We start from the raw sequence: 20,888 nt of genomic DNA, 5'->3' as shown, positions 1-20,888 counted from the left end.
CATTCTCATTATCAAATAGAACCGGCAGGCCATTTTTCGATCGAGGGGCTTTTCCTATCGATTCCGGGCACGCCGGCCCGCATTGTTCACGTCAGTGTTCGGATTCGGCCGGCCGGGCTTCCGCGATCGTTTCGGCCGGTGCGAGGCTGTCGGGCAGTTGCCCGGCGCGGGCGAAAGTCGCGTACCACGCGTCGGCCTGGACGAGCTGCGCGTGCGTGCCGGTCGCCCGCACGCGGCCCGCGTCGAGCACGACGATCGTGTCGGCGGCCGCCGCGAGCGCCGGCTGGTGCGTGACGACGATGCGCGTGCGCTGCCCGCGCAGCGCGACGAGGCTGTCGCGCACGCGCCGCGCACTCGATTCGTCGAGGCTCGCGGTCGGCTCGTCGAACATCAGCACCGGCGCACGCGACAGCAGCGCGCGCGCCAGGCACGCCCGCTGGCGCTGCCCGCCCGACAGCAACTGGCCGCCGGGCCCCACGTCGGATTCGAGCCCGTCCGGCAAGCGCTCGGCGTCATGCAGCAGGCCGACCGCGTCAAGCGCGTCGCGCAGTTCGGCATCGGTCGCATCCGGGCGGCCCATCCGCACGTTCCACGCGAGGCTGCCGCGAAACAGCCCGTTGTCCTGGAACACGAGGTTGCGCGTCGCCGCGAGCGTCGCCTCGCTCAGGTGCCGCACATCGGCACGGCCGAGCAGCACGCGCCCGGCGCCCGGATCGTCGAGCCGCGCGAGCAGGCCGAGCAGCGTGCTCTTGCCGGCGCCCGTGGGGCCGACGATCGCGACGAAGCCGCCCGCCGGGCAATGCAGGTCGACGCCATCCAGCAGCGTCGCGCCGGCGGGCGAACGGTAGCCGACGCGCACCGCGTCGACACTCGCGTCGTGTACCGGCGTGCCACGGTCGGGGCTGTCGAAACGCGGCGCATGCAGCACCGCGAGCACGGTGTCGAGTGCGCGCCAGGCGCTGCGCAGCGCCTGGTCGAGCTGCGTGAGCTGCGCGAGCGGTTCGATGAAACGCACGAGCAGCACGAGCACCGCCACGGCCGTCGCGGCATCGAGCCGGCCCGCCGAGACGGCCCATGCGCCGCCGGCCAGCATCGCGACGAACACGCCCTGCACCGCGCCCGCGAAGCCGAGTTCGATCGGCAGCGAGCGGCGCATCAGCGCGCGCGTGCGGCGATGCTGCGCGTCGAACGCGTGCATCAGCGCCGCGCGCGCGTCGCCTTCCCGGCCCGCGAAGCGCAGCAGCCCCTGATGCGCGGCGAAGGTCTGAAGCTGCACGGCCATGTCGCGATCGCCGGACGCGCGCGCCTGCTCGAACGCAAGGGTGCGCGTGCCGCCGCGCTCGAGCAGCGCGAACAGCAACACGGCGGCTGCCGCGAGGCACAGCGCGATGCGCCAGTCGATCCACGCGAGCCCGGCGACGACCGCAAGCGGCGTCACGACCGCGCCGATCAGCGGCCCGAGCAGGTGCGCCGGAATCCCCATCGCCTGCATGACCGGCCCGCGCAGCAGCCCGGCCGGATGACTGTCGCGCACGGTCTGCCACGACGCGATGCGCGGCAGGTGCCGCACGAGGCGTTCCACGAGACCGGCCGCGAGCGCGCCGCCCGCGCGATAGCCGCCGCGCTGCGCGACGTACAGCACGAATGCGTGGCACAGGGTCAGCGCACCGAGCGCGATCGTCCAGTGCAACACGGCTGCCTGCGCGCCGGCGAACCACGCGCGGATCAACGGCACGAGCAGCAATCCGCAAGCGCCGTCGAGCAACGCGGCCGCCATCGCCCAGCCGACCCCGCGCCACAGCGCGCGGCGTGTGCCGGATGGCAGGCACTGCAAACGTTTGAGCGATTTCATCATCATGCGGCCTCCCCGTCCGCGGCACCGCGTTCGCGCCACAGCCGCGCATACAGCCCGCACGCGGCCAGCAGCGCCGCATGCGTGCCGCGCTCGACGATGCGGCCGCGATCCATCACGAGAATCTGGTCCGCCTGCCGGATCGCGTCGAGATCGTGGCTGACGATCACGCGCGTGCGCGCGTCGCCGCGCAGCGCATTGCGCAATGCACGCGCGGTTTGTGGATCGAGTGCCGACGCCGGTTCGTCGAGCAGCAACAGCGGCGCCGTCGACAGCAGCGCACGCGCAATCGCCAGCCGCTGCAGCTCGCCGCCGGACAGCCGCACGTCGCGCCCGCACACGCAGCCGTAACCGCCCGGCAACGCTTCGATGCGTTCGTCGAGACAGGCCGCGCGCGCGGCCGCACGAATCGCGTCGTGATCGGCATCGGGCCGGTAAAGCGCGATGTTCGCGGCGATCGACACGTCGAGCGCGGCGGCCTGCTGGAACACCATCGCCACCTGCTCGCGCCGCGTATCCGGCGCGAGCAGCCGCAGGTCGGCGCCGCCGAGCCGCACCGTGCCGCGGTCGGGATCCATGAAGCGCGCGAGCAGCATCAGCAGCGTGCTCTTGCCCGCACCCGACGGCCCGACGATCGCGGTGGTCGTGCCCGCCGCGACCGTCGCGTCGATGTCGCGCAGGATCGGCGTGCCGTCGATGTCGACGCTCACGCCACGCAGCTCGATCGACGCATCGCGCGGCACCTGCGCCGCGCCATCGGCCGGCTCGGGCAGGCCCGGCTGCGCGAGCAACGCATCGAGGCGCGCAGCGGCCGCGCGCGCCTCACGCAACGCGTCGGCACCGTGGCCGAGCGCCCGCACCGGCGCGGCAACCGCCCAGATCAGCAGCGCGAACGCACACAGTTCGCCGACCGGCAGGCGGCCGGCCGTGAGCCAAGTCGCGCCGAACACGACCCACGCGAGCAGGAACGGCGTGCCGAGCAGCACCTGCGTGCAGGCACCGGGCCCGCCGACGCGGCCGACCCACGCCGAAAACGCCTGGTCGAAGCGCCCGGTCGACGCGAGCGCGGCCGCCTCGATGCCGGCGCCCGGATACTGCCGCACGAGCGCCGGGTTCTGCGCGAGCTGCGCGTAATCGCCCATCAGCTGTTCGAGTGCCGCGTTGCGCGCCGCGACGGCCGGTACGAACCGCGCCGAGCGCATCCAGCGGAACAGCGCGGCGCCCGCGACGAGCGGGACCAGCGCAAAGGCGAGCAGCCCGGGATTCAGGTAAAGCAGGCACGCCAGCGCCGCGCACGGCACGACGACGAGTTGCGTGACGTCGGCCGGCGCGTGCGCGACGAGCTGGTGCAGTGCGCGCACGTCCTGGTCGACGTGACGCGCGACACGGTCGCTGCCCGCGCGCGCGAACCAGCCGAGCGGCAAGCGTTGCAGATGATCGGCGAGCCGCCTGCGCAAGCGGTCGGCGAGATCGGCGTCGACACGGTGGGTCAGGTGCAGCGCGACCGTCTGGCCGCCCAGCCAGCACACGCCGGCCACCACGGCCGCGACGAGCCAGCCGCGCGCCGTCGCGTCGAGCTGTGCCGTCGCGCGCCATGCGTCGGCGATACGGCCGAGCGCGAGCCACGGCACGAGCGACGCGACACCCGCCAGCGCCTGCAGCACGACCGCCGCCGCAAGCGGCGCCGCGAACGGCCGCAACATCGAAAGCAACGGCCCCTTCATGCGGCACGCTCCAGCAGCATGCCGAGCGTGGCCGCGCACGCGTCGCCCGGCGGCTGCTCCGGAAAACCGAGCTGCATCGTCAATTGCTGCCAGACGCGCGTCACGTCGATGCTGCGCTGGTTGCACGCGTGCAGCCCTTCGCCCGACACGAGCCGATCGACCGCGCGCACGGCCGCCTGCGGCCAGCTGCGGGCATGAATCGCGCCCCACGTATCGCGCGCATCGTCGCAGATCTGGATGCTCGGCATGTCGTCGCCCGCCGCGTCGCCGAAGATCGGGAACAGCCCGTCGTCGTCCGTCGCCGGTTCGCGCAGCGCGGGCGCCCACCACAGCGGGCCATGCGGCGACGCGAGCGTCCACGTGCCGGCGTCCGTCGTCAGCGTGATGCTGAACAGCATGCTCATCCGGCCGTCGTCGGCCGCCGCCATCTCGTTATGCACGCGCAGCGAGACCGGCGTTTCGGCGAGCACCATCGCGCATTCGCGCATCGACGACAGTGCCGGCCCGACCGGCTCGACCGACCACGGGCCCACACCCTGCAGCGCCGCGGCGAGCACGTCGAGCGCCGCGTAACTGGCCTGCACCGAGCACACGACATCTGCATGCACGGGCGCGCTCGTTTCACGCAGCCGTCGCGCGACGGCGATGAAGCGGGAGACGACCGGCAGGTTCGGATAGAAACTGTTGAGCAGGCAGCGCCGGCCGTGACGCGACGCGGTGCGCAGCACGCGGTCCCATTCGTCGGGCAGCAGCGGATGCTCGATCACGACGTCGATCCCGCGCTCGAGCAGCCGGCACGCGAGCGCGGCCCCGTCGGCGCCGCGCGCCGCGCCGCCGACTGCGACGCACGCAGCGCGCACGTCGTCGGGCAACGCTTCCGGACGGTCGAACACGGGCGCGCCGACGCGCGCGGCCAGCGCAGCGGTACGCGCGCTGCCTTGCCCCAGGATGCCTGCGACGCGATACGTGCCGGACGCGGCGAGGCCCGCCGCATAGAACTGGCCGAAGCGGGAGCCGGCCACGACGACCGGCAGCGGATGAGCCTTCATTGCGCCTCCTTCAGGCGGGTGTCGATGAACGCGGCGTCCAGGCAGTCGAAATGACCGCCGGGGATGTCGACGGACGTGATGCCGCCGAGCGCCTGCGCCGTCCAGTATTCGGTGAGCGCCGCGCGCTGCTGCGGAATCAGCGGGTTGCAGCGCTCCGGCACGAACAGCCGCAGCGCACCCGCGTACGGCGCGTCGCCCGCCCAGTGGCTCGCCTGCACCGAATGCATGAAGAGCCGGTACAGCCGTTCGCGCTCGTCGAGCAGCGGGTGCGCGACCTCGTCCTGCATCGACAATCCGGCGGCCGCGCGCAGCACGCGGCGGCGCAACGTGTCGAGCGGCTCGCAGCGGTCGCCGAAAATCTCCAGCTGGGCCTGCAGGCTGCCGGGCGCGAGACGCGCGGGGTCGGCCTTCAATGCGTCGGCGAGTGCGTCGGCCAGCACATACGTCTCCGGAAAACCGAGCGCGTCGAGCGGCAGCCCGAGCGTCGCCGCGAAGTTGAACAGCACGAGCCGCTCGTCTTCGATCAGGTACGGAATCCGGTAGCTCGACACGATGTCGAGCGTGCGCACCCCGACGCCGAGCTGCACCAGCGACTTCGCCATTTCGAGCGCGACCAGCCCGCCCGAGCAGTAGCCGAGCACGTCGACCTCGCGCACGCCGGTGCGCCACAGCGCATCCGCATAACGCCGGCCGAGCGTCGCGTTCAGGTGGCGCGCCGGCAGGTCGAGATAGTCCTGCGCGTCGCGCACCGCGAAGCCGAGCACCGGGCCGAGCCGCGCGAGCGCCGGCACGATCGGACGATATGCATGCACGGTGCCGAGCCCTTCGTGCACGATCACGCGCGGCACGCCGTCGCCGGGCGCGAGCGGGATCGGCCGCACGCCGGCGCGCACGCGCGGCGCCGGTGCATGGACGACCGCCGAAACGTGCGCGCTGCGCGGAGCGGCCGGCGCAACCGGCGATGCGCTGTCCGACGGCTGCGCATCCGCGTCGCGCAGGCATTGCGCGAACGCGGCGGGCGTCGGTTGCGCGAGCACCCAGCGCAACAACCGGTCGAACGGATGCGCGTGCGCGAGCGGTTCCTCGCCGCGCAGCCGCGACACGAGTTGCGCGATCAGCAGCGAATCGCCGCCCGCGGCGAAGAAGTCCTGATCGGGCGTGACGTTGCGCGTATCGAGCACGGCTTCCCACAAGCCGATCAGCCGTGCCAGCAGCGGATCGGCGGCGGCCTGCGCGTGAGCCGGCCGGGCGGCCGCCGGCTCCGGTTCGCGGATGTCGGCGATGCCGGCCAGCGTGCGGCGATCGATCTTGCCGTTCGCGGTCACGGGCAGGCGGTCGAGCACGCGCAATTGCGACGGCACCATGTAGCCCGGCACGCGCTCCGCGACGCATGCCAGCAGCGCGTCCGGCGCGATGCGCGCCGCGCCGCGCTTCACGTGCGCGAGCAGGATGTCGTAGCCGAGTGCGTCGAGCGGCGTGCCGGGTGCCACGCAGCCGAGTGCGCGATCGCCGCCCGCCTCTTGCAGCCATTCGAGCCACTGCGCGCGCGGCACGAACAGACGCGCCGATTCGACGCGCGCGTCGTGCGGCGTTTCCATCATCAACCCCTGGCTGATGCTGATCTCCGGATGCTCGGTCGTCAGTTCCTGGATCACCCACCACGCATCGGCCGCCGACAGCGCACGCAATCCGGCGACCAGCGCGACCGTGTCGCGTGCATTGTTCAGCGCGCCGGAGCTGATCGTGATGTCGATCGAATGCGGCGCAATACCCTGCGCGTCGAGCGCCGCGTTCATGTCGAACCGCTCGAACCGCATCCACGGATACGCGGCGAAGCGCTCGCGTGCCGCCGCGAGGAAATAGCTCGACACGTCGCTGAACAGGTAGTCGATTCGCGCGCCCGCTTCGACCAGCGGCGCGAGCGCGTCGACGATCGCCCGCGTCGCCGCGGCCGTGCCCGCGCCGATCTCGAGGATGCGCCACGGGCGCTGCGGCTCGCGCGCGACGATCGCACGCACCGCCTGTGCCATTCCGTCATGCAGGGCCCGCGCATGTTCGCCGTCGCTGTACATCGCGTCGGCGATATGCGACGCGCCTTCCGGGAACATCAGACCGGCGGGCGACACGGTGCCGTCCACCTGCACGTCGATGCATCCCGCGCTGTCGCGGAAGTAGTCGACGAGGACGGCCGGCCACAGATCGGGCGACGCATCCTGCGCAAATGCGTCCCAGCAGGCATGCGCATCGGCATGGCCGGCATCGGGCCGCCTGCGCCAGCCGCGTTCGGCATCCGCGTGCAGCACGCCGTGCCGGTCGAGCATCGCCAGCCAGTGACGCAGCAGATGCTGTCGCGCCGCCGGCACGCGCAACCGTTCGCACAACGTCGCGAAGTCCGTCGCCTGCTCCTCGGTCAGCGCCCCTGCCGGCACGATCCACGCTGCCAGCGATGCAACGCAGGCCGCTTCGAGCCGGGCAACCGACCGCGCCACGTCCGCATGCGCGGGCCAGCGCGCGGCGTCGAACGCCGTGCGCACGTGCGCCGCGATCTCGTGCAGCGCGTCGTCCTGCTGCGGCGGCTCAGCGCCGTGCAGCGAGACGAAGCTCGCGAGCCGGCGCTCCGTGCCGTCGCCGAGCACGATCGTCGCTGCCGCGCCGACGAGCGGATGCGCGGTCAGCGCCGCGTCGATCTCGGCCAGCTCGATCCGGTAGCCGCGGATCTTCACCTGATCGTCCTGCCGCCCGAGGAATTCGAGCGAACCGTCGGCGCGCACGCGGCCGAGATCGCCGGTGCGATAGAGTCGCCGCCCGTCGCCATGACGGATGAAGCGTTCGGCCGTTCGCACGGGATCGTTCGCGTAACCCGTCGCCAGCCCGACGCCGCCGATATGGATCTCGCCGCGCACGCCCGGCGGGCATGGCCGGCCGAGCGCGTCGAGCACCTCCATCGTCTGCCCGGTCAGCGCGCGGCCGTAGGGAATGCTGGCCAGCTGCGTGTCCGCCGGACGGATCGGATGCTCGATCGACCAGATCGACGCCTCGGTCGCGCCGCCGAGGCTGAACAGCGCGCTGTCGGGCCAGCGCCGCCACCAGCGGGTGGGCAGCGTCACCGGAATCCAGTCACCCGACCACAGCACGCGGCGCGGGCCCGGCACATCGAGCGCCGGTTCGCTTTCGACGTAATCGATCAGCATCTGCCCTTGCGCGGGAACCGAATTCCACAGCGTCACGCGATGGCGCGCCATCAGCGCGGCCCAATGCGACGGATCGTTGCCGCGTGCCGGATCGGGCAGCACGATGCACGCGCCGCGCGCGGTCGCGCCGAAGAAGTCGTAGACGGACAGGTCGAAGCTCAATTCGGCCAGGCCGAGCACCACGTCGCCGTCGCCGACTTCATGGCGCGCGCTGATGTCGGCCAGCGTGTTGCACACGGCCGCGTGGCTCAGCATCACGCCCTTGGGCTCGCCGGTGGAGCCCGACGTATAGATCACGTATGCGAGTGCGTCGCCGGGAATGTCGCGCGCGGCGCGCGGCGGCCATTGCGGATCGACCGGCACTGCATCGACATCGATGCGCACGCACCCGTCGTGTTCGAACCCGAGCGCCTGCACACTGACGACCGCACGCACCCGCGCATTGCGCAGGATCGCCTGTTGCCGCAGCGCCGGCTGGCGGCTGTCGACCGGCACGTACGCGGCGCCCGCCTGGACGATCGCGAGCACGGCCACGAGCTGGTGCGCGCACTTCGGCATCAGCACCGCGACGGTATCGCCCGCGGCGACGCCGGCCTGCTCGAGCGCCGACCGCAGCGCCGCCGCGTGCTGCGCGACGTCGCGATACGTGCGCGCCCCCTGCGCATCGATCACCACCGGCGCATCGGGCGTACGCAACGCCTGCGCGGCAAAGCCGGCCGCGATGTGCGTATCCGCATCCGGATGGATCCCGGCGGCGGGCGCAGCGGACGGCAGCACGATGTCGCCCGCGCGCGACCACCACGCCGCGTCGGCGGCGAGCCGGCCCAGCAGGGCGACGTACGCGTCGAACATCGCCGCGGGCATCCCGTCCGGAAACAGGTCGTCACGCACGTCCCAGCCGATTTCCAGCCCACCGAACTGATCGGTCACCTGGCAGTCGAGCCACACCTGCGGCGTCTGGCTGATCATGTAGCGCGGCGGCTCGGCGCGGGCCGCGTGCTCGCCGAGCAGCCGGCCGACACTGCCGATGCCGCTCGTGAACACCACCGGCATCAGCGCCGCATCCTTGCCGCGCCGTCGCGCGAGTTCGCGCATCACGTCGACACCGGTAAACGCACGATGGTCGAGGTCGTCGAACATCCGCGCGCCGATCGTGCGGGCACGCTCGACGAAATCGCGCCCGTGCGTCGCGTCGACCGCGAGCAGACTCAGCGCGGTGAAATCGCCGAGCACCGCGTCGATGCGCGGATGCACGGGCGGCCGGTTCAGCACCGTCAGGTTCAGGCAGAACGCGGGCGACTGGCTCCAGCGGCCGACGACTTCGGCGAACGCAGCCAGCGCGACACTCGCCGCGCTCAAGCCGAAGCGGCTCGCGTGGCCGCTCAGCGCGGCCCATTGCGCACGATCGAGCCGCGCATGCCGGTGCGTGAAGCGCGGCCGTGCGCCGGACGGCATCGCGGGCACCACCGGCAGATCGGGGCGCGGCGGCAGATCGTCGATGCGCGCAAGCCACCACGCCTTGTCGCGTGCATGATCCGCGCGCGTGCCGGCATGGGCTTCATTGACGACGTAGTCGCGGAACGTCGCGTCGAGCGGCTCGGGCTGCCACTGCGGGTCGTCGTAGCGGCGCCGCCATTCGGCGAGCAGCAATTGCAGGCTCGCATAATCGATCAGCGTGAAATCGACCGACAGGTGCAGCACCGCACCGTCCGGCCCGAGACTCACTTCCGGCTGCAGCACCGGCCAGCGGTCGAGCGCGTGCACCGCATGGTCGAGACGCTCGCGCACGCGCTTCACGTGGGCGTCGAACGCGTTCGCATCGGCATCGCGCAGGTCGTGCACCGTGAGCGGCTGCCACGGCACGTCGGGCAGCACGCGTTGCCATGCGTTGTCCTCGACGATCGCGCGCAGCATCGGATGCCGCGCGACGCACGCGTTCCACGCCGCCTCGAAGCGCACGCAGTCGAGATTCGCGGGCTCGCCGTATTCGACGTACAGATGGCACGCATTGCCGCCGAACTCGAACGACTCGTGGCGGCCGAGCACGTACGCGGCCTGCACCGGCGTCAGTGCGAACCGCTCGTGCCGGCGCACCGGATCGCAGCGCCATGCGCCGTCCTGCAGGAAGCGGACGAACGCGTCGCGTTCGGCCTTGATGCGCGCGGCCAGGTCCGCATCGAGCGCGCCGGCCGGCGCGCGATAGCGCAACTGGCCGCCGTCGTCGCACCACAGTTCGATCTGGCGTTCGCGGCAAAGATCGAGCACGTCATCGAAGCTCACAGCACGCCCTCCTCGATCGTCGCAACCGGCGTGTCGCCGGCGGCCTGCGAGGCTTGCAGGGCCGGCGCGGCCAGTGCGGCCTCGTCGAGCTGCGCGGCGAGACCCGCGAGCGTCGGCTGCCTGTAGAACGCCGCCATCCCGACCCGCACGCCGAGCCGCTCGCGCAGTTGCGCGAGCAGGCGCGTCGCGAGCAGGCTGTCGCCGCCGAGCGCGAAGAACGTCGCATCGCGCGCGTTCGCCGGGCGGCCGAGCGCGTGCTCCCAGCACGCGAGCAGCGTCGCCTGCCGTTCGTCGGCCGGCACGAATGCATCGTGGGCGGCCGGTGCGTCGCCGAGCGCGCGCGCGAGCGCCTCGCCCACCGCCCGCCGGTCGATCTTGCCGTTCGCGTTGAGCGGCCAGCGCGCGATGCACCACAGCGCATCGGGGCGCATCGCGTCGGGCAAGCGATCACGCAGCCAGTCGGCCAGCGCCGCTTGCGCGGCCGGTTCGCCGGTACGGCGCGCGTCGATGCACGCGAATGCGGTCGAACGCCAGCTTCGGGAGTCGAGCGCAAAACCGCACGCATGCGCGGCGGCGGCGATCGCATCGGGCGTGAACGGCCGAGGCAACGACGCATCACCCGCCACGCTCGCGACGAGTTCACGCAGCGGCGAGTCGCGCAGCACGTCGGCGAACAGCAAACGGCCGTCCTGCGCCAGCAACGCTGCCGCGATCCGGAACGTATCGCGCGGATCGTCGCGCAGATGCGCGGCCGCGAAACTGATCACGCAATCGAATTCGCCGAGATGCCGCGCGGGCAACAAGCCGTCCTGCATCGTCTGAAGCGCGGGCCTCGTAAGGGTGAAGCGTGCCTGTGCGGTGTGCAGCAGCCCCGGCGACACGTCGAACAGCGTCACGTCGAAACGTGGGTCGTCGAGCACGCCGAGGCCCGCTTCGAACCATTGCCCGGCGCGGGCGTCGACCACCGCGACCCGCAGCACACCCGTGCGTGCAGCGGCCTGTGCCTCCAGCGCGCCGGCAAACTCGCGCAGCGCGCGGGCGCCGTCCGGCAAACGCGTCGCGAACGCAAGCGGTGCCACGCACGGGTCCAGCGGCACGCGCTGCGCGGCGGTATCCGGATCGGCTGCGAGCGCGCGCAGCGACGCCGTCAGATCGTCGAGATCGGTTGCATACCAGTCGAGTCGATCGAGCGCACCGTCGATGGGGATCGACGCATCGCCTTTCGCGTGCCGGTGCGCACGCAACGACGACAGCAGGCCCGCGCCGCCATCGAGCAGCCGATCGGCGACGGCGCGCGCAACGGCCGCTTCCGCCTGATCCGTATCGGCCAGGTCGGTCTCCGCGAGCGACGACGGCGCGGCATCGGCACCGCAAGCGGCACCGCAATCGGCCGGCACGAACGCGGCGACGATGCGCGCAACTTCGCCATTCACGACGCTCGCGCACGCACCGTCGATCTGCGGATGCGCGGCCAGCGCGGCCTCGATCTCGCCCAGTTCGATCCGGTGCCCGCGCACCTTCACCTGGCGATCCTCGCGCCCCAGGAATTCGAGCGTACCGTCGGGCCAGTAGCGGCCACGGTCGCCCGTGCGATACCAGCGGCCCGACGCGTGCTGCACGAAGCGCTGCGCGGTCAGCTCGGGATCGTTCCGGTAGCCGCGCGCGAGACTGTCGCCGCCGATCAACAGTTCGCCCGGCACGTAATCCGGCACATCCCGGCCGTCGGCATCGACGACGCGATAGGCCTGCCCCGGCAACGGCCGGCCATACGGAATCGAACGCCAGTGCGGCGGCACGTCGCGCACCGTCTGCACGTTCGACCAGATGCCGGCCTCGGTCGCGCCGCCGAGCGCATGGAACGCACATGCGTCGCCGCATCGTTCGCGCAGGCGCGCCGGCAGGTCGAGCGCGATCCAGTCGCCGGACAGCAGCGCCGCGCGCACGCTGCGGCATGCGTCGGCCGCGGCGGGCACCGCCAGCGCCATTTCGAGCAGCGCGGGCGCCGAATTCCACAGCGTCACGCGATGCTGCGCGATCAGGTCGATCCAGCGCGCCGCGTCGCGCGCGTCGTCCTGGGTCGGCAGCACGAGCTCGGCGCCGGCACCGAGCACGCCGAACAGGTCGTACACCGACAGGTCGAAATCGAGCGCCGATACCGCGAGCAGCCGGTCGTGCGCATGTACGCCGAGAAGTGCATCGATCGCGTCGATCGTGTTGAGCGCCGCCGCGTGCGTCATCTCGACACCCTTCGGCACGCCCGTCGAACCGGACGTGTAGATCACGTACGCGGTGGCCTGCGGCGCCACCGCGAGCGGCGCGGCCAGCGGCGCATGTTTCATCAGCGACGCAACATCGAAGCGCGGCAGCGGCGCATCCGCGTGCGCCGTGTCGCCGATCGCGGCCTTCACGCCGGCCGCGCGTTCGATCAGCGTCTTGCGCGCGGCCGGCTGCGCAATGTCGAGCGGCACGTAGCACGCGCCGGCGGCCAGTACGCCGAACACCGCGGCCACCTGTTCCGGCCCGCGCGGCAGACTGATCTCGACGGCATCGCCGTGACCGATGCCGGCGGCACGCAGGCCACCCGCGATCGCCAGCGCCTGCGCGGCCAGTTCGCCGCGCGTCACCACGCGCTCGGCGCACCGCAATGCGACGGCCGCCGGCTCGCGCGCGGCCGATGCAAAGAAGTCGGCATGCAGCGTGCGCGGCCGCGCGGGAGCGGGCACCGCGTTGAGCGCATCGCGCACGCGTCGCTGCGCGGACGGCAGCTCGACCGCGATCGGCAGCCGCCAGTCGCGATCGCACAGCGCCTGCACGAGCGCGACATACGCGCCGAACATCGCATCGACCATCCCGTCGGGAAACAGGCCGTCGACGCTGTCCCATGCGAGCAACGCGCCGTCCGGCACGCGATAGAGCTGGTGATCGAGCCACACCTGCGGCGTCTGCGAAATCATGTCGTGCAGATCGCCGAACACGCGCGCGAATGCGTCGGGCACGAACGGCGCGTCGCCGAGATTGCACGAGAACACGACGGGCGCCGCGCGCGGCGCGCCCTGCCTGCGTGCATCGCGCAGCACGTCGAGCGCCGGATACGCAGCCTGCGCGATCGCGCCGTGCAGCCGCTGCTGGAACGCGCGTACCGTGTCGGCCGCGCTCGCGTCGGCGCGCATGTCGCATTCGACGAGCAGCAGCGTCGTGAAATCGGCGATCACGCGGCCGAGATCGGGCGCATCGCCGTGCCGGTCGAACAGCGGCACGTTGAGCAGGAACGCCTGCCGGCCGCTCCAGCGCGCGAGCACCGCGGCGAACGCCGCACCGAACACCGACGACAGCGTGACGCCATGCTGCGCGGCCCGCGCCTGCAGGCGCGTCAGTTCGGCCGTGCTCAGCGTATGCGTGACGCGGCTGAAACGCGGCGCGCGGATCGTTTCCGGCGCACGGGCGAGCGGCAGCGCCGGCCCTTCCGGCAGTGTCGCGAGCCGCGCCTGCCATGCGTCGCGCGCCGCGGCCCGCGCATCGCGCGTATCGGCCGCGCGACGCGCGAGCCAGGTCGGGAACCACGTCGACGGCGCGTCGGGCAACGCCGACGGCTCGGCATACGCGGCACCGATCTCCTGCATCAGCAGCCGCACGCTGTCCACGTCGGCCGCGAGCAGGTCGACGCTCAGCCACACGCGATCCTCGCCGCCGGGCATCTGCGCGAGGCCCATCACGAAGACCTGCGCGTGCTCGACGTTGAGACATTCGTGCGACCGGGACGCGCGCAGCGACTCCCATTCGGTTTCCGCTTCGGCGGGCGTCCGGTCGCGCCAGTCCGCATGCGCGAACACCGGCGCCTCCGGTGCCGCGACGATCTGCTGGCGGCCGCCGGCAAAGCGCGCACGCAGCATCGGATGGCGTTCGCGCACGAGTCGGCACGCCGCGTCGAGACGAACGGGATCGATCGCGCGGCTGCGAAACTCGAGGAATGCGTGGCAGCTCACGTTGCCGAGCACTTCACCGTCGCCGCGGCCGAGCCAGTACGCCTGCTGCACCGCGGACAAGTCGAACGGCGCATGCACGTCGACATCGCCCCCCTCGGCGGCTTCGACGTCGGGCGCCGCGGATGCGCCGCGCGGCGCATTCGCGAGCAGCTCGGCCCACGCGCCGAGCGTCGGCGTACGCGCGAGCGCATCGAACGTCAGCGCGTAGCCGAGCCGGTTCACGCGCGTCTGCAGATACATCAGCCGGATCGAATCGAGGCCGCAGCTCAGCAGGTCCTCGTCATCGTCGAGCGACGCGATTTCGTCGACGGGCTCGTCGAGCAGCGCCGCGATCATCGCGACGAGCTGCGAGCGAAAGGCAATGGGAGAAAAACAGGAAGGATCGGAATGATCGATGGTTGAATCGACAGCGGTCTGGCTCATGGGCACGCCTTGTATGGGTCGTTCGATGGCGGATCCGCGCGGCGGCGGCCACCCGTGAATGAGAATCTATCTCATTCACGTCCGTGAGCCCGGTCGATTGCTTTAGGCGGCCGGTCAGTTGTTTTAGATTGCCGCGCTCTCCAGTTCGGCATCGTCGATCGCGTTCGACGATGCGCGAATGTCGCTCGGCGAAATGCCGTAGCGCTTGCGGAACGCGATCGAGAAATGCGCGGGGCTGTAGCCGACGCGGTACGCCACGGTCGACACGTTCGCGTCCTCCGCGCACAGCATCGCGTGCGCGGTCCGCAGCCGGTATTCCTGCAGGTACGCATACACGCTCGTGCCGAACACCTTGCGGAAGCCGGCCGTCAGCTTGCGCGAATTCATCCCCACCCGGCCCGCGAGCGCATCGAGCGTCGGCGGCTGCTGGAGCTCGCGCGTGAGGATGTCGCTCGCCGCGTACACGCGCTCGACGTCCGACGACGTGACGCGCACGTCGGCCGGCGCGAACTGTCGCTGCGTCGCCAGCAGCTGCGCGCTCAGCGCGGTCAGTTCGAATGCCTTGGCCTTCAGGTAGTACTCGCGCACCGCGCCCTCGAACGGGCACGTCGCGATCTGTACCGCGAGCGCCTGCAGCGCCTTCGATGCCGGGCAACTGACGATGCGCGGATCGCCGCCCGTCGGCGCGAGCATCTTCTCCGGCAACAGGCTCAGGTTGCGGTCGAGCGCATCGAGGCCGAGTTGCACGATCGTGTAGCGCAGCGGCACGTCGCGGTCGTAGATCTGGTGCGTCGTGAATTCGCCGTCGTTGGCGATCACGCACAGGCCCGGCCCCTTGATGCACTGCTCGGGCTGGCCCGGCACGCGGCAGCGCAACTGCCCGCTCTGCACGAGGACGAGCTTCAGCCCTTTTTCGAGCGGCTCCTCGTACCAGTCGCGGCTGTCCGAGCACAGCGTGCCGCTCATGAGTTTCATGCCCGCGTCGATGTGCACCACGCCCGGATGATTGCCGGGCACGAGCACCGGCGGGTGACGTCGTGACGAAGCGAAGGAGGTCGAGCTCATCGGAGGTCCGTTGGTTAGGCGGCACGCGCGGCCCGGCGCGCGCCGGCGGCAACCGGCCGATTCTCCGGCCGGGCCGGGCGGGCGCCGCGCGACAGGCGCCCGATCGAATGAAATTGCCGCGATATCGAAAGAAACGACGTTATCGCGGCACTTGTTACAAATGATAATACCTCTCATTTACATTTTTTGACAACTTGCCGGAACCCAAGGTCAGCGCATGCACTCTTCCCTTCCCTCCGAGGCGCCGGCCATTCCGGCCGACGCGCCCGACTGGCCCGACGACTTCGCGCACCGCTATCGCGACGCCGGCTACTGGCAGGACACGACGTTCTTCGAGGCGCTCGACGCGCAAGCGCAGCGCGCGCCCGACGCGCTCGCGGTCGTTGACGGCACCTGCCGGCTCGGCTATCGCGACCTGCTGGCGCGCATCCGCCAGCTTGCGGGCGGCCTCGCGCGTCTGGGCCTGGCGCGCGGCGACGCGGTCGTCGTCCATCTGCCGAACGGCGCACGCTTCATCGAAACCTGCTTCGCGCTGTTCCAGCTCGGGGTGCGGCCGGTGCTCGCGCTGCCTGCCCACCGGCACTACGAGATCGGCGCGTTCTGCCGCTTCGCCGGCGCGCGCGCGTATCTGTGCGCGGCACAACTCGGCGAGTTCGACTGCCGGCCGCTCGCGGCCGCGTTGCAGGCCGACTGCCCGACGCTCGAGTACGTCGTGATGGACGGCGACGATCACGCGTTCACACCATTCGACGGGCTGTACGACGCGCCGCCGCTGCGCGAATGCGCGGCACGCGCCGACGACATCGCATGCTTCCAGCTGTCGGGCGGCACGACCGGCACGCCGAAGCTGATCCCGCGCCGCCACCGCGAATACCTGTACAACGTGCGTGCGTGCAGCGTCGCGAGCGGATTCGACGCCGGTACCGTCTACCTCGCCGCGCTGCCGATGGCGCACAACTTCACGCTGTGCTGCCCCGGCACGATCGGTGCGCTGCTCGCGGGCGGCCGCGTGGTCGCGACCGAGCGGCCCGAGCCCGAACAGAGCTTCGCGCTGATCGCGCAGGAATGCGTCACGCATACCGCGCTCGTGCCGCCGCTCGCGCTGCTGTGGCTCGACGAACAGCCGCAACGCCGGGCCGACCTGTCGAGCCTGCGCGTGCTGCAGGTCGGCGGCGCGCGGTTGATGGACCACGCGGCCGCGCGCGTGACGCCCGTGCTCGGCTGCCGGCTGCAACAGGTGTTCGGGATGGCCGAAGGGCTCATCTGCTGCACGCGGCTCGACGATTCGCCCGAACGGATCGCGCATACGCAGGGCCGACCCGTGTCGGACGGCGACGAAGTGCGTATCGTCGACGACGCCGGCGAACCGGTCGCACCCGGCGAGATCGGCGAACTACAGGTACGCGGCCCGTACACGATACGCGGCTACTATCGGCTCGCCGAGCACAATGCAACCGCGTTCACGGCCGACGGCTTCTATCGCAGCGGCGACCGCGTGCGGCGCACCGCCGACGGCGACCTCGTCGTCGAAGGCCGCGACAAGGACCAGATCAATCGCGGCGGCGAGAAGGTCTCCGCCGAGGAAGTGGAGAACCTGCTGCTCGCGCACCCGCAAGTGCATGACGCGGCGGTGGTCGCGATGCCCGACCCGCTGCTCGGCGAGCGCACGTGCGCATTCGTCGTCGCACGCGCACCCGCGCCGTCCAGACTGGTGCTGAAACGCTACCTGCGCGACTGCGGGCTCGCCGCCTTCAAGATTCCCGATCGCATCGAGTTCATGCCGCGCTTCCCGGAAACCGGCATCGGCAAGACCAGCAAGAAATCGCTGCGCGACCTGCTGCGCCGCCAGTTGCAGGCGGCGGCCGCATGAGCGCGCGACCGACCGGTTCGAACTGGATCCGCGAGCTGCGCCTGTCGCCGTGCCCGCGCGCGCAGCTCGTGTGTTTCCCGCATGCAGGCGGCACCGCGAATTTCTTTCGCAACTGGAGCCGCGCGCTGCCATGGGACGTCGACCTGCTCGCGCTGCAGTATCCGGGCCGCGAGGAACGCTTCGGCGAACCGTGCCTGACGACGATCGACGCCCTCGCCGGCCCCGCCGCCGACGCGCTGCAACGCTATGCGCACGCGCCGCTCGTGCTGTTCGGGCACAGCCTCGGCGCGGCGCTCGCGTACGAGGTGGCGGTGCGGCTCGAGGCGCGCGGCGCGGCACCGCTTTACCTGGCCGTATCCGCGTTGCCGCCGCCGCATCGTCAGCGCCTGTCCGATCTGCACCAGCAATCCGACGACGCGCTCGTGGCCGATGTCGCGCGGCTGTCCGGCGAGCACGCCGCGCTGCTCGCCGATCCGGAGATGCGCGCGATCTACCTGCCGATGATCCGCCACGACTACCGTGCGATCGAGACGTATCGCCGCGACCGGCCGCCGCGGCTCGACACGCCGCTCGGCGTGATGCTGCCGCTTGCCGATTCCGAGCTCGACGACGACGAAGCGCGCGCGTGGCAGGACGTCGCGTCGCGCCCGATCCGCATCGAGACGTTCAGCGGCGACCACTTCTACCTGCGGCACCAGTACCCGGCGCTGATCGCGCATCTGGTCGAACGGATCGACCAATCCCTTCGTTACGGAAAGGAGTACACATGAAAACACCGGACGCCTGCACGGGGCTGCCCGACATTCGCGAAGCCATCGATCGCCTGGACGCCGACATCATCGACGCGCTCGGCCGGCGCATGCAATACGTGAAGGCCGCATCGCGCTTCAAGCCCGACGAAGCGAGCATCGCCGCGCCGGAACGGGTGGCCGCGATGCTGCCCGACCGGCGCCGCTGGGCCGAACAGGCGGGCCTCGACGGCGACTACGTCGAGACGCTGTTCTCCAGCCTGATCGCGTGGTACATCGCGCAGCAAACGCAGCACTGGCGCCGGCAACGGGGGCTCGCATGAACGCCGGCCTCCCGCTGCTGCACGACACGTTCGCCCGTGCGGCCCGCCGCGCCGCCGACACCGGCACGCCGACGCTCGCGTCGGTGTCGGTGCCGGTGCGGCCGCTCGACTTCTTCGACCTGATCGCCGCGTGGGACGACGGGGCCACGCCGTGGTTCTTCCACGAAGCCGGCGATGCATCCGTCACGCTGTTCGGCTGGGACAGCACGCTCGAACTGACCGCCGCCGGCGACACGCGCTTCGCGCAGATCGATGCGCGCTGGCGCACGCTCGTTCGCGATGCCGTGACGGCCGGCCCGCAGCCGCCGCGCGCCGTCGGCGGCTTCCGGTTCGATCCGCGCGGCGCGCGCAGCGCGCACTGGGCGCCGTTTCCCGACGCCAGCATGACGGTGGCGACGCTGCTGATCGTGCGCGAAGGCGACGCGCATTGGGCCGTCTGCCAGCACGTCGTCGCCGCGCACGACGATCCTGCCGCGCTCGCGCATGCGTGTCTCGCGCGCATCGAGTCGCTCGGCACGCTCGCGGCCGCCCGCGACGACGCTGCACCGCATCTGCTGCACACGCAGGCGCTGCAGGCGAGCGAATGGCAGCACGAAGTCCGGCGCGCGGTGGACGCGATCCACGGCGGCGCGTTCGGCAAGGTCGTGCTCGCGCGCGACGTGCTCGAACAATACGCGCGGCCCGTTGCCATCGCGCCGCTGCTGCGCCGGTTGCGCAAGCGCGACGCGCACGCGCACCTGTTCGCGGTCCGCCGTGAAGGCGCCTGCTTCGTCGGCGCCACGCCGGAACGGCTCGCGCGTGTCGCGGCCGGCGACGTGCGCACGCATGCGCTGGCCGGGACGATCCGGCGCGGCGCCACGCCCGACGACGATCGCGCACTCGGCGCGGCCCTGATGGCTTCCGCCAAGGAGCGGCTCGAACACGCGCTCGTCGTCGACGCGATCCGCGCCGCGCTCACGCCGCTGTCGCACGCGCTCGACGTGCCCCCGGAACCGTCGCTGCACCGGCTGCCGAGGCTGCAGCACCTGAGCACGCCGATCCGCGCGACGCTGAACGCGGACGCGACGCTCTTGCAGGTCATCGCGGCGCTGCACCCGACGCCGGCGGTGGCCGGCCATCCGCGCGACGCGGCGCTCGACCACATCCGCGCGCATGAAGGATTCGATCGCGGCTGGTATGCGGCGCCCGTCGGCTGGATCGACGCGCACGGCAACGGCGACTTCATCGTCGCGCTGCGCTCCGCGCTGGTCGACGGCGGGGCCTGCCGGCTGTTCGCGGGCTGCGGCATCGTCGCCGATTCCGAGCCGGTCAACGAATATCAGGAGACCGAACTCAAGCTGTCGGGCATGCAGGCGGCGATCCGCGTGCGTGATGTGGAGGCGGGGGTGGAGGCGGCACCGGATGCGCATGACCCGGCACGGGTGTCGGCTTCGTCGACGGTCGAGTGACGCCGCGGCGCAGCGGCCGCGCGCATCACAACAGCGGCAGCGTGAGCCGGATATGCTCGGCGAACGCCGCCGTCAGGTGCGACGGCCGCTTGCGATCGAACCTCAGCGTAATGCCCACGGCAGGCAACGGCGGCAGGCGCGGATCGCCGGTGACGATCGCCAGGTCGGCCGGTACCGCCGTCTGCGTCATCACCGCGAACGCCTGCCCCGAACGCACCAGCGCGATCAGCCCCGCGAGACTGCTGCTCGCGTAGGCGACGCGGTAATGACGGCCGGCGCGCTCCAGCGCCTCGCAGGCCGCGATGTGGTCAAGCGTGTCGCGATCGGACAACGCGAGCGGCAGCGGATCGAAATGCCCGGGTTCCAGCCCCGGATAGCCGATCCAGACCAGTTGCTCCCGGCGAATGATGTCGTCGTTCGCGCCGTCGTCCGGCAATGAAATCATCGCCAGGTCGACCGCACGTTTCTCCAGCTGTTCGACGAGCCGCGGCGTCGGCCCGCACACGACCTCGACGATCGCCTGCGGATGCTGGCTCGAAAACTGCCGCAGCAGCGACGGCAGCCACACCTCCGCGTAATCGTCCGGGCACCCGAAGCGGATCGTCCCCGACAACCCCGTGCCGCACAGGTCGGCCATCGCCTCGTCGTGCAACCGCAGGATGCGCTGCGCATGCACGAGCAGCCGCTCGCCCGGATGGGTCAGCACCACGCCGCGCCCGGTGCGCTGGAACAGCGGCTGGTCGACGGCCTCCTCGAGCCGCTTCATCTGCTGGCTGAGCGCGGACTGGGTGCGGCCGACACGCGCGGCCGCGCGGCTGAGCGCACGCACCTCCGCGATCACGACGAACGAGCGCAGCAGGTCGATTTCAAGCGAAAGCCCCAAGGTATTAGCTCCTTTTCTACCTTGCATAAGAACTATTCGTTTCCATCA

Annotated in this window: 11 protein-coding genes; 4 read left to right on the top strand and 7 right to left on the bottom strand. The window is 71.4% G+C overall.

Going from position 1 to position 20,888, the window contains the following annotated elements; genetic code table 11:
- Positions 1-91: 91 nt before the first annotated feature.
- From ABY44_RS18585 to ABY44_RS18560, 6 genes are all read right to left on the bottom strand, one after another.
- Complete coding sequence (locus ABY44_RS18585; RefSeq protein WP_081072855.1) at positions 92-1,858, bottom strand: ABC transporter ATP-binding protein; 1,767 nt, start codon at positions 1,856-1,858, stop codon at positions 92-94.
- Complete coding sequence (locus ABY44_RS18580) at positions 1,855-3,576, bottom strand: ABC transporter ATP-binding protein (RefSeq protein ID WP_431641558.1); 1,722 nt, start codon at positions 3,574-3,576, stop codon at positions 1,855-1,857. The genes ABY44_RS18585 and ABY44_RS18580 overlap by 4 nt, the downstream gene beginning before the upstream one ends.
- A complete protein-coding gene (locus tag ABY44_RS18575; RefSeq protein ID WP_027789652.1) occupies positions 3,573-4,625 on the bottom strand; it encodes a Gfo/Idh/MocA family oxidoreductase in 1,053 nt (350 codons plus the stop codon). The genes ABY44_RS18580 and ABY44_RS18575 overlap by 4 nt, the downstream gene beginning before the upstream one ends.
- On the bottom strand, positions 4,622-10,096 hold the full coding sequence (locus ABY44_RS18570) for a non-ribosomal peptide synthetase (protein WP_060173662.1): 5,475 nt from the start codon (positions 10,094-10,096) through the stop codon (positions 4,622-4,624). The genes ABY44_RS18575 and ABY44_RS18570 overlap by 4 nt, the downstream gene beginning before the upstream one ends.
- On the bottom strand, positions 10,093-14,502 hold the full coding sequence (locus ABY44_RS18565; RefSeq protein ID WP_060173663.1) for a non-ribosomal peptide synthetase: 4,410 nt from the start codon (positions 14,500-14,502) through the stop codon (positions 10,093-10,095). The genes ABY44_RS18570 and ABY44_RS18565 overlap by 4 nt, the downstream gene beginning before the upstream one ends.
- Positions 14,503-14,625: 123 nt before the next feature.
- On the bottom strand, positions 14,626-15,567 hold the full coding sequence (locus ABY44_RS18560; protein ID WP_021163802.1) for a helix-turn-helix transcriptional regulator: 942 nt from the start codon (positions 15,565-15,567) through the stop codon (positions 14,626-14,628).
- A gap of 217 nt (positions 15,568-15,784) precedes the next feature.
- On the opposite strand from ABY44_RS18560, the gene ABY44_RS18555 reads away from it, so the two are divergent.
- Genes ABY44_RS18555 through ABY44_RS18540 form a run of 4 tightly spaced genes read left to right on the top strand, consistent with a single transcriptional unit; the run spans position 15,785 to position 19,957 of the window.
- A complete protein-coding gene (locus tag ABY44_RS18555) occupies positions 15,785-17,437 on the top strand; it encodes a (2,3-dihydroxybenzoyl)adenylate synthase (protein ID WP_060173664.1) in 1,653 nt (550 codons plus the stop codon).
- Positions 17,434-18,207, top strand: coding sequence for a thioesterase II family protein (locus ABY44_RS18550; RefSeq protein ID WP_060173665.1), 774 nt, complete (start codon positions 17,434-17,436; stop codon positions 18,205-18,207). The genes ABY44_RS18555 and ABY44_RS18550 overlap by 4 nt, the downstream gene beginning before the upstream one ends.
- Entirely contained in the window at positions 18,204-18,509 is a 306-nt protein-coding gene (locus tag ABY44_RS18545) for an isochorismate lyase (RefSeq protein ID WP_060173666.1), read from the top strand. The genes ABY44_RS18550 and ABY44_RS18545 overlap by 4 nt, the downstream gene beginning before the upstream one ends.
- Positions 18,506-19,957 carry an isochorismate synthase gene (locus ABY44_RS18540; protein WP_060173667.1) on the top strand — a complete coding sequence of 484 codons (1,452 nt, stop codon included), beginning with the start codon at positions 18,506-18,508 and terminating at the stop codon, positions 19,955-19,957. The genes ABY44_RS18545 and ABY44_RS18540 overlap by 4 nt, the downstream gene beginning before the upstream one ends.
- A gap of 25 nt (positions 19,958-19,982) precedes the next feature.
- Here the strand turns inward: ABY44_RS18540 and ABY44_RS18535 are convergent, their stop codons facing one another.
- A complete protein-coding gene (locus ABY44_RS18535) occupies positions 19,983-20,867 on the bottom strand; it encodes a LysR family transcriptional regulator (RefSeq protein WP_080981877.1) in 885 nt (294 codons plus the stop codon).
- Between the last annotated feature and the right edge of the window lie 21 nt (positions 20,868-20,888).

Origin of the sequence: Burkholderia sp. ZZQ-2, assembly GCF_050768715.1 — a bacterium.
GTDB lineage: Bacteria > Pseudomonadota > Gammaproteobacteria > Burkholderiales > Burkholderiaceae > Burkholderia > Burkholderia cepacia.
This window is presented reverse-complemented; position numbering and strand designations above follow the sequence as displayed.